Below are 10,346 nucleotides of genomic sequence, written 5' to 3' on the forward strand. Positions count from 1 at the left end.
TGGGCCCAAAGTCATGCGTCACGCACGCAAAAAGCCCGCCGGAAAGGCGGGCTTTTTGCGGCTCACGCAAGCGTGGCGCCACCATCATGGCGCGCGGCGTTCGCCGCGCGCGGATGCCACTAAGGCATCGGGTTCAAGGTGGCCGTGGCGATCGGCGCGGCGCTGTCGGCGGGTGCGTTCAAGGCGTGCTGCAAGGCGACACGGAACGCGTGGAAGCGCGACAACTCGCTGCCGTCCAATTGCACCGGGGTCACCACGGCCGGCAGCAGCTTGACCGGATTGGCCTGCGGTGTGACGGCGGCGGTCTGCGCCTCGATGCGCAACGGATCGATGCGCTTGCCGTGCTCCCAGATCTCGAAATACAGATGCGGACCGGTGGACAGCCCGGTGCTGCCGACATAGCCGATCACCTGGCCGGCATGGACCATTTCGCCATCGTGCAGGCCGCGCGCGTAGCGCGACATGTGGCCGTAGCGGGTGACCAGATCCGGGCCGTTGCGCAACTCGACCATCTGTCCGTAATAGCCGTGCCAACCGAAGAAATCCACGCGCCCGGAGGCCACGGCGTGGATCGGTGTGCCCATCGGCGCGGCCAGATCGACGCCTTTGTGGAACTCGGGTATGTGCAGCACCGGATTGATGCGCCAGCCCCAGCCCGAGGTCAGCCGTGCCGAGGGCACCGGCATGACCAGCGCGATCGGCATCAGGCCCTGGCCGTCGGAATCGGCCAGCACGGTGTCACCGTGCGCGTCGCGGAAGCGATACAGCGTGTGCTCGCGACCGGCGTCGTACACCGTCAGCCGCACCAGATCGGGTTCGCGCACGCCAGGCTCGCGAATGAACAGCGCGTCCACCAAGGTGCCGGGCGGCAGCGGTTGCGGCAGATTGCTGTCCACATGCAGCCAATCCTTGACCGCGCTGGCCATCACCGGGTCGAAATGGCGCGCCTCGAGCTCGGCGGTGAGCGAATGCGCCACCATGAAACTGATGTCCTCGGGCGTACCCCGCGGCAGGATGGGCGTGTGCGCCGATACCGGCGCCGTGTCGTCATTCGAGGTGAGCACGGCGGCCAGCAATTGACCGCCCGCGCCCGGCGGGCCGTTGCGCGCGATGGTGCGCGCCGGCACGCCAGCCACGCCCCAACCCAGGGCGAGGCCACGGAAATGCCGGTCCTTGTGCACGATGCGCACGCCGACCAAGTGGTGGCCGCCGCGCACGGGGACGAGACAAGCTTCGATGTGGTCGCCGGCACGCAGCGTGCTCAGCGGCATGCGCTGCGCGATCTTCTGGCCCCAGACGAAGGCATCGCTGCGGGTGACGCCCCAGTGCGCGAACACGCCATCGAGCATCTCGCCCTGGCCAAGGACCGTGCTCACCTGCTGGCAGGCGAAGGCCTGGGCACTGGCGGCGAGCGCGAACAACAACAAAGCGGCAACGGTGCGGTGGATTCGACGCATCGGGACATCCTCGAATCTAGGCTGATGAAGCTGCGCAACTTGCCCCGAATCTGGGCGCATCGCGGCGCGGCGCGTCGTTCCTTATAACCGGCGCTCGTTAGACGCGCGTTAGATCACGCGGCTTTCACGCCTTACCAATCTGTACGATTTCGTATGTACCGGGCAGTACATTTTTTCGACCCTGCGCACCTGCCCCGGGCAAACCCGCGCACTGGCGCGATATGCCGCTGCACCGCATGGGTGCAGGCGGCGAGAGCCGGCGCTCAGCGCGAAGAGACGTATTTCTCGCGGCGGATGTGCTGGATCGGCAGTCCGGCCAGCTTGAGCGCTTCGAAAGACTGATCGACCATGTCCGGGTTGCCGCACAGGTAGGCGATGTCACCGACCGGGTCGGGCGCCAGCTCGGGCAACACGCTTTGCACGTAGCCGAGGCGATCGTGCGCATGCGGCTGCGCGCGCGGCCCACGGCTGAAGCATGGCACGAAGCGGAAACCCGCATGCGCGGCGGCGAACGCCTCGAATTCGTCGCCATACAACAGCTCGGACTCGCTGCGCGCGCCATACAGCAGCACCGCCTCGACGCCACGCGCACGCATGTGCGCGGCCAGTTGCGGCAGCATCGCGCGATACGGCGTGACGCCGGTGCCGGTGGCGATCAGCACGTAGCGGCGGTTGGCATCGGCCTCGCCCAGCACGAAGCGCCCGTAGGGTCCGCTGGCCTCGACCGTGCCGCCCTCCTCCAGATGCGTGAACAGCGCGCTGGCGGCACCGCCCGGCACGTAGCTGACCGCGATCTCGATCAGCTCCACGGCCGCGCCGTCACGCGCGGCCACGGTGGCCACCGAATAGCTGCGCTTGGTCGGCTTGCCATCGGCGTAGGCGAAATGGATTTGCAGAAACTGCCCGGGCGTGAACGCAAACGGCTGGCCGTCGGTACGCGCGAAGGCGAGGTGACGCACGCTGGCTGCGAGCATGCGGCTCTGCGCCAGGCGCAGGGTGAAGTGCTGGATCATCGGCGGTGGGCAGGGTTCGGTTGGGTTGCCGCAGTGGAAGCGCTGCGTGCGCGCAGCGGCGACGGAACGCGGGTCATGCGCTCCTATACTAGCGCCTTGTCTTTCGGCTCATGCCCATGTCCGCGATCCCCGCGCTCGATCTGCGCGCGCTGCGCAAAACCTATCCCAACGGCGTCGAAGCACTCAAGGGCATCGACCTCAAGGTCGAAGCCGGCGACCTGTTCGCGCTGCTCGGACCCAACGGCGCCGGCAAATCGACGCTGATCGGCATCCTCGCCTCGCTGGTCAACAGCAGTGGCGGCGAGGCGCGCGTGTTCGACGTGTCGGTGCAGCGCGAGCGCAGTCGCGCCATGGCGCTGCTCGGCGTGGTGCCGCAGGAGATCAACCTCAACCAGTTCGAGAAACTGTTCGACATCTGCGTCAACGAAGCCGGCTTCTACGGCGTGCCACGGTCTGTCGCCAAGCAGCGCGCCGAGAAATACCTCAACGAGTTGCGCCTGTGGGACAAGGCGCAGCAACCGGCGCGCAACCTGTCGGGTGGCATGAAGCGGCGCCTGATGATCGCGCGCGCCATGATGAATGAGCCGCGCGTGCTGATCCTCGACGAGCCCACCGCCGGCGTGGACATCGAGATCCGCCGCTCGATGTGGCAGTTCGTGCGCCAGATCAACCGCGAAGGCGTCACCGTGATCCTCACCACGCACTATCTCGAGGAAGCCGAAAACCTGTGCCGCAACGTGGCCATCATCGATCACGGCCAGATCATCGAGCACACCACGGTCAAGGCGCTGCTGACCCAGATCGATGTGGAAACCTTCGTGCTCGATCTGGTCGCGCCGTGCACCCAGCAGTCGCTGCCGCACCTCGAGGGCCTGATCCTGCGGCGCATGGACGAGTCCACGCTGGAGGTCGAGCTGCCGCGCGGCCGCGACCTCAACACGCTGTTCGCAGCCTTGAGCACGGCCGGGCTGGTGGTGCGCTCGATGCGCACCAAGTCCAACCGCCTGGAAGAACTCTTCCTGCGCCTGACCGGCGCCACGGAGCGCGCGGCATGAGCTGGTATCAGCAGTGGGTGGCGTTCTACACCCTGATCCGCCGCGAGATGATCCGCATCGTGCGCATCTGGGGGCAGACCCTGATGCCGCCGGCGATCACCATGACGCTGTATTTCCTGATCTTCGGCACGCTCATCGGCAGCCGCATCGGCGCGATCCACGGCTACACCTACATGCAGTACATCACCCCCGGCCTGGTGATGATGAGCGTGATCACCAACAGCTACGGCAACGTCACCAGCTCGTTCTTCGGCGCCAAGTTCGGGCGCTACGTCGAGGAAATGCTGGTCAGCCCGATGCCGCCGCGGGTGATCCTCGCCGGCTACATTGGCGGCGCCATGCTGCGCGGACTGATGGTGGGCGCCATCGTGCTCGGCATCTCGCTGTTTTTCACCAGCCTGCACATCGTCAGCATCTGGGTGACGCTCAGCAGCGTCGTGCTGACCACGGCGATCTTCTCGCTGGCCGGTTTCATCAACGCCATGTTCGCGCGCAAGTTCGACGACATCGCGCTGGTGCCGACCTTCGTGCTCACCCCGCTCACCTACCTCGGCGGCGTGTTTTATTCGGTCGACCAGTTGCCGCAGCCGTGGCGCGACATTTCGCACGCCAACCCGATCCTGTACATGGTCAGCGCCTTCCGCGACGGCATGCTCGGCGTCGGCGACATCGCGCTGCTGCCGGCCTACGCGGTGATGCTGGTGCTGTTCGTGGGGCTGGGCATCATCGCCGAGCGCCTGCTGCACCACGGACGCGGGCTGCGCAGTTGAGTCCGCGACCCTCGACTTGGCCCGATAGGGGTCGGGAAGGCTCATCACCTCCCCGCCCTCCGAACCGTGCGTGCGGTTCTCCCGCACACGGCTCTCCAGTGGGTGGTTGCTTCATCGAGATCGGCACGCCAAGGCATGGGCTTGGGTTAACGTGAAAAGCCCCTGCTGAGCGAAGTAGCTATTGGGCCAGCGCTGATGGTCCTCGCGGGTGTGACCGTGCCCACGCCGACCTTCGTATGCACGAAGGATAGAGCGCAGACGCCGGCGGATAAACCCGTCGAGCTTGCTGAAAGTGATCCGGTGGGCATGCTTGAAGTACTGGTACCAGCCCCGCAGCATCGGGTTGATCTGGCTGATGATGCTCGCCAGCGAACGCCCCTTGGTACGCGGCGTGTGCTGTCGAATTTTGTCCAGCATCGCGTTCCAGCTCTTCGTGCGTACCCGGCGTTGACCGGCCTCGAACCGATAGCCCAGAAACTCGAACCCGCGGCCTACCTGTCGGCAGTCGCCGACGTGAGTCTTGTCCGGGTGCAAGGTCAGCTCGTGGGCGTCCACCCACGTGCCAATCTCGGCCAGCGCACGTTGCGCCTCATCCGCGGTCTGACACAGCACCACGAAGTCATCGGCATAACGCACCATCCGATAGCCACCTGCGGCCATCGTCTCGTCGAGCCCATGCAGGTAGATATTGGACAACAGCGGACTGATCACCGCACCCTGCGGCGTACCGCCCGTGGGGATCCAGCGTTCCAGTCCCGCCATCACTTCCTGCTTGAGCCACGATTCCAGCAAGCGCAGTACGCGGCCATCCGCGATCTGCTCGCGCACCCGCGCCATCAGACCGGCGTGCGGAATGCTGTCAAAGTAGCCGGCAAGGTCGGCATCCACCACATGGCAATACCCCGCCCGCAGCAGTGCATCCACCTCCCGCAGCGCACGCTTGGCACCGCGGCCGGGCCGAAACCCGTAGCTGTGTGCGCAAAAGATCGACTCGAAGATCGGCTCAATCACCAGCCGTACCGCCGTTTGCACCACGCGATCCTTCACCGTCGGTATCCCCAGTGGACGGGTTTGGCCCCGCCCTTTGGGAATCTCGACCCGCCTGATCGCTTGGGGCCGGTACGTGTCACTGCGCAGCGCCCTCGCCAGCTCGTCGAGGTAGCGCTCGGCATGGGCCGCGAACGCGTCCACACTTTGACGATCCACCCCGGCCGCTCCGCAATTGCGCACCACCCGTCCCCACGCCGCTTGCAGCGTCGCCGGACGCATCACCTTGTCCATCAGGCTGAACCATTTTCCTCCCTTCACGCCGTTGTCCAGCGCTGCCAACATTCGGTCCGTCCATACCGAGGCTTCCACCCAACTCCAATCGCGAGTCTGGGTATCTTCATCGTGCTTAGCCGTTACCGGCACTTGCGATGAGTTTGCGTGCATCGTTCTCAACCTCCCGAATCCACCTTCCTGCCCCCCTTCCCTCCACGCGGTTTTGCTAGCCGCGCTTCGCGGATCTCAACTCAAGATCCTGCGGTACTACGAAGGCTCTGACTCCCTCACCCGTTCACATCGGGCGCGGGTCTCCCCGCTTACTGCATCGCACCTTCCCAATGTTCCGTCCCCAACCACACGGTGTGCCCGATCATCGCTTTGACAGCCACCTCAGCGTGATCGGTGAGTTCCAGGCTTCGCCATGAATGAGCAGGCTCGCCGCAACACCCCGCCGAAACGGGTTCGCTTTACTACGGACCATCAGTTCGTTTCCGGTTGCTCTCCACCCCGCCTCTCAGCGACGCAGTTACCTTCAACTACAGGGCCTGTGGCTTGCCCCGACGCGGACTTGCACCGCGCTGATACGATGCCCTCACGGGCGCACTCATCCCCGCGCAGGCGGGGATCCAGCGCTTTTGGATTTCGATCGAGTCACTCACTGGGTCCCCGCCTGCGCGGGGACGACGGGTAAAGCACTGGATGACACGCGTTGCGGCGCCACGCCAAAATCAAGCGCAAGTGCGGATCTCACAGCCGCGCGCGGCGATCGGCCAGCAACAACTCGGCGGGCAGCGCCGCGGCGGCCAGACCGCGCGCGAACAGCATGGCCTGGAAGCGCTCACCCATGGCCTCGGGCAGCATCAGGCGCTTGATCTCCTGCGCCAACGCGTATAGCCCGGCGGCATCCAGTCCGACGGCGGCCTCGGCGTGTATCTGTTCCAGCCCTGCCGCCAGCAGGAATTGCCCTTGCGGCACGTAGGCCGCCAGCTCCAGGCCCGCGCCCTGTCCGGCCTCGGCCAGCGCGCTGAAATCGACGCTGGCGGTGAGGTCCTGCAGGCCGGGATGCAGGAACACGTCCGCGTGCACGCGCTGCCGGTAAAACGCGCGCAAGGTGCCGTTGGCGCGTTGCGGCAGGTAATACTCGGCGCGCGGGTAACCGTAATCGACGAACAGTGCCAGCCCGGCCTCGAGCGTGCCGGCCACCGCCTGCAGCCAGTACGGCAATTGCGGCAGCAGCTCCGAGCGGTAACCATCGGCGAACGCCCGGCCCAGCGTGCGCTCGAGATGACGCACGGCGGCGGACGTCAGCGCATCGGCCGGGCGATCCCGGCGCACGAAGGCGCCGGCACCGTCCAGCGCCACGTGCTCCTCGAACACCTCGCCGCCACGCAGCGTGAAACGCGTGGCCGGCAGCGCGTCGATCACCTCGTTGGCGAACAGCACGCCGCGCCAGGGCGTCTCGGGCGGGCGCTCGAGCCACTGCACGCGCGCGTACAAGTCTTTCGGCAGGCGCTCGCGCAGTCGCGCCTGCTGGCGCACGCGCAGCTCGGCGCTGGGTTCCAGCATCAGATACCTTGCCGGCAACGCCTCGCGCAGCGCCAGCGCCGCCAGCGCATGTTCGGCGAAGGCGCCGCTGCCGCCGCCCAGTTCCAGCCAGTCGGCATCCGCGCCCAATAGCTGCAGCGATGGCGCCAGCGCCGCCGCCACGCAACGCGCGAACACGGGCCCCAGCTCGGTGCTGGTGACGAAATCGCCCAATGCGCCGAACTTGCGCGAGCCAGCGCTGTAGTAACCCAGCCCCGGCGCGTACAGGCAGCGCTCCATGAAAGCGTGGAACGGCAGTGGCCCGTGCGCGGCGATGGTTTCGCGCAGCAGCGCGCTCAGGCGTGCCGAATGCGCGAGCGCATCGGCATCGGGTGCGGGCAGATCGGTGGGCTGCATGGCTGGTCCTTGGGCGACAGCCGGCAAGCCTACATGCGCCGGCGCGTGCGCATGGCGCGTGCGGCGTGGCGCACCAGCCGCGCCACTGGCGGTCGCGATTCTGACTGTGGAGCGGCCGAACGCGGCCATGGTGCTTGCCGCCCCATGTCGACTATGGCTAAATGCGCCATAAATGAAAGCCGCGCTGGTCTACCACGACAAGCTGATCGATGTGGATGGATCCATCATCGAGATGAAGATTTGGCGCGTGCCGTTGCCGGTCGACGGCAGTCATCATTTGCTCAAGTACAGCCTGTACTACGGGCGTGGCGGCGGGCGCATCGTGGGCTACGACAACGAGTCTGGTAAAGGCGATCATCGCCATCTGCACGACGTGGAGATGCCCTACACCTTCACCACCGTCGAGCAGCTGCTGGTCGACTTTATCGCCGATGTGCAACGCGAACGAGGGCAACAACGATGAAGAAGACCATCACCATCCATGTCAATGATTCGCTGCAAGCCATGGGCGAGCGCTTCGCGGACGCGTGGCATCGCGCCGAGTCTGGCCGGGAGATGGCCGAAACGCACATTGGCTTCGTCGAGCTGGAAGCCATGCTGTCGGCCTTGACCCCCAAACGCATGGAATTGCTGCGCGCTCTGCATGCTCATCCGGCCAAGGATGTGATGGCCTTGTCCAAGGCGCTGGGCCGCGACTACAAGCGCGTGCACCAGGACGTTCGCGAGTTGAGCGCCACGGGCTTGGTGGTGAAAGGTCCGCGCGGCGTGTGCGTCCCTTACGACGTGGTTCATGCCGAGATGAAGCTGTAGACGCGCAACCGCGCGCCGTCAGTGCCAACTGCACGGGTTCGGCGCAGGCGCCGCTGCCGCCCGGTTTCTGCCAACGCGCGAACACCGGCCCCCCAGCTCGGTGCTGGTGACAAAATCGCCCAATGCGCCGAACTTGCGCGAGCCAGCGCTGTAGTAACCCAGCCCCGGCGCGTACAGGCAGCGCTCCATGAAAGCGTGGAACGGCAGTGGCCCGTGCGCGGCGATGGTTTCGCGCAGCAGCGCGCTCAGGCGTGCCGAATGCGCGAGCGCATCGGCATCGGGTGCGGGCAGATCGGTGGCTTGCATGAGATCGACTGGCGCAAATCGGCAAGTCTATCCGCGCGGCGCAGGCGCCGCGGCATCGGGTAGGGAGCCGGAATCCTCCGGTCCCCTCCCACACCACCGTACGTGCGGTTCCGCATACGGCGGTTCATGAGTGACGCTGAAGATACCGGCTGGTTTCGATCATTGAGACCAACTTCAGCCGGTCGAAGAAGGCTTTCGGAAACGCCTGATTCATGTGACTGGCACCACTGTTCCACCATGGGCCGTGCCCGTTGTGTCCCGAGTGCCAAGCCCGCGCCTCCGGCAGCCCTCGTTTGCGCAGCAGCGCGGTACGCCGCGGACGCGTCTTGGCTTGCCGCCATAGCAGGCAGCGCAGCCGACGCCGCAGCCATCCGTCGAGGTCCTTCCACACCGTCTTGCTCTCGCTGAGCTGGAAATAGCCGATCCATCCACGAAGCACCGGGTTCAGTGTCTCGATGGTGTGGGTCAGGCTACGTCCGCGCCCCTGACGCAGCAGTTCACGCACGCGGTCGGTCAGGCGGGCCACGCTGTGCGGCGCGACCTTGAGCCTGATATGACCACCGGCGTTCGTCAGGGTGTAGCCCAGAAACTTGCGTTTCCATGGCGTGGCGCATGCGCTCTTGGCTTCATTGACCTGCAACTTCAGGCGTTCGTCCAGGAACACCTTCATGGCGGCCATCACGCGCTGCCCTGCCGCTTCGCTTCGGACATAGATGTTGCAATCATCCGCATAACGACAGAACGCGTGTCCGCGCTTTTCCAGTTCGCAATCCCAATCCGTGAGCAGGATGTTGGACAGCAACGGCGACAACGGCCCGCCTTGCGGCGTGCCTTGGTCACGTGCTGTTTCCACCCCGTCACGCATCAAGCCCGCTTCCAGATAACGGCGGATCAGCTTGAGCACCCGCTCGTCGTCGACGTGCCGGGCGACCCGCGACATCAGGATGTCGTGGTTCACCCGGTCGAAGAACTTCTCCAAGTCCATATCCACCACCCACGCACGGCCCTCCTGCACATAGTGCTTGGCCGCACGCAGAGCTTGATGGGCACTGCGCCCCGGCCTGAAACCGTAGCTCGATGCGGAGAACGTCGGCTCGACGATCGGTTGAAGGACTTGCAGCAGCGCCTGCTGGATCAGCCGATCCAGCACCGTCGGGATGCCCAGTGTCCGCACCCCGCCCGAGGGCTTGGGAATGTCCACCGCGCGCACCTCCGACGGCAGGTAACTGCCGTCCAGCAAGGCTGCTCTCACGCAGGGCCAGTGTCTCTTCAGCCAGTCCTTGAACGATCCCACCGTCAGGCCATCGACCCCCGGTGCGCCACCGTTACGAACCACCTTCTGATACGCCGACCACACGTTGCTGCGTTCGATCACGGCCTCCATCAGCCGTGACACCTCCGCTTTCGTTTGCCCGGCTGCCGCCGTGATCGACTCGGCACCACACGGCCTACCCACGGGATACTGTCCCGCCTCTTGGCCCTTGGCCCCGGCTTCCCGGGCTTCTGCTTCGTCGTCGATCATCGAGGTTCAGTCGTCCTAATCGCGGTCTCTCATGTTCGGCCCTTCGGTCATAACGCACCTACTACGCCCCGCAGGAAGTCCCCTTGGGGGATGGCCTCTGCTGACTTCTCGCTCCGCCTTCCAGCGTCGCCCTTTCAGGCATGAGGCGAGATCTCCCCGGGTATGACGCACCTGCCTTCCCGCTTATGCCTGTCGGATATACGCCA

The 10,346-nt window shown here is 65.7% G+C and carries 9 protein-coding genes and 1 pseudogene; 4 read left to right on the forward strand and 6 right to left on the reverse strand.

Annotated elements, in window-relative coordinates:
* Positions 1-119 precede the first annotated feature (119 nt).
* A complete protein-coding gene (locus Mschef_RS01675; RefSeq protein ID WP_168708920.1) occupies positions 120-1,457 on the reverse strand; it encodes a M23 family metallopeptidase in 1,338 nt (445 codons plus the stop codon).
* Between the two features lie 263 nt (positions 1,458-1,720).
* Positions 1,721-2,470: an FAD-binding oxidoreductase gene (locus tag Mschef_RS01680; RefSeq protein ID WP_081126111.1), complete on the reverse strand. Its 750-nt coding sequence runs from the start codon at positions 2,468-2,470 to the stop codon at positions 1,721-1,723.
* Between the two features lie 110 nt (positions 2,471-2,580).
* Here Mschef_RS01680 and Mschef_RS01685 point away from each other — a divergent pair, with 110 nt between their 5' ends.
* Positions 2,581-3,525, forward strand: a complete 945-nt coding sequence (locus Mschef_RS01685) for an ABC transporter ATP-binding protein (RefSeq protein ID WP_081126112.1) — start codon at positions 2,581-2,583, stop codon at positions 3,523-3,525.
* Positions 3,522-4,295, forward strand: a complete 774-nt coding sequence (locus Mschef_RS01690; RefSeq protein WP_081126113.1) for an ABC transporter permease — start codon at positions 3,522-3,524, stop codon at positions 4,293-4,295. Before Mschef_RS01685 ends, Mschef_RS01690 begins: the two co-directional genes overlap by 4 nt.
* A 111-nt stretch (positions 4,296-4,406) precedes the next feature.
* Here the strand turns inward: Mschef_RS01690 and ltrA (Mschef_RS01695) are convergent, their stop codons facing one another.
* Complete coding sequence (ltrA, locus tag Mschef_RS01695; RefSeq protein WP_081126114.1) at positions 4,407-5,627, reverse strand: group II intron reverse transcriptase/maturase; 1,221 nt, start codon at positions 5,625-5,627, stop codon at positions 4,407-4,409.
* A gap of 681 nt (positions 5,628-6,308) precedes the next feature.
* On the reverse strand, positions 6,309-7,502 hold the full coding sequence (locus tag Mschef_RS01700) for a class I SAM-dependent methyltransferase (RefSeq protein WP_081126766.1): 1,194 nt from the start codon (positions 7,500-7,502) through the stop codon (positions 6,309-6,311).
* A gap of 172 nt (positions 7,503-7,674) precedes the next feature.
* Here Mschef_RS01700 and Mschef_RS01705 point away from each other — a divergent pair, with 172 nt between their 5' ends.
* Both Mschef_RS01705 and Mschef_RS01710 read left to right on the forward strand, forming a co-directional pair.
* Positions 7,675-7,965 carry a toxin-antitoxin system TumE family protein gene (locus tag Mschef_RS01705; RefSeq protein ID WP_081126115.1) on the forward strand — a complete coding sequence of 97 codons (291 nt, stop codon included), beginning with the start codon at positions 7,675-7,677 and terminating at the stop codon, positions 7,963-7,965.
* Positions 7,962-8,312: an HVO_A0114 family putative DNA-binding protein gene (locus Mschef_RS01710; RefSeq protein WP_081126116.1), complete on the forward strand. Its 351-nt coding sequence runs from the start codon at positions 7,962-7,964 to the stop codon at positions 8,310-8,312. Before Mschef_RS01705 ends, Mschef_RS01710 begins: the two co-directional genes overlap by 4 nt.
* Positions 8,313-8,402: 90 nt before the next feature.
* Here Mschef_RS01710 and Mschef_RS01715 read toward each other — a convergent pair.
* Positions 8,403-8,618, reverse strand: a pseudogene (locus Mschef_RS01715) (class I SAM-dependent methyltransferase); the annotation flags it as partial.
* Between the two features lie 124 nt (positions 8,619-8,742).
* Positions 8,743-10,140 carry a group II intron reverse transcriptase/maturase gene (gene ltrA, locus Mschef_RS01720; protein WP_081126118.1) on the reverse strand — a complete coding sequence of 466 codons (1,398 nt, stop codon included), beginning with the start codon at positions 10,138-10,140 and terminating at the stop codon, positions 8,743-8,745.
* Positions 10,141-10,346: the final 206 nt, after the last annotated feature.

Origin of the sequence: Metallibacterium scheffleri, from assembly GCF_002077135.1 — a bacterium.
Taxonomy (GTDB): Bacteria; Pseudomonadota; Gammaproteobacteria; order Xanthomonadales; family Rhodanobacteraceae; genus Metallibacterium; species Metallibacterium scheffleri.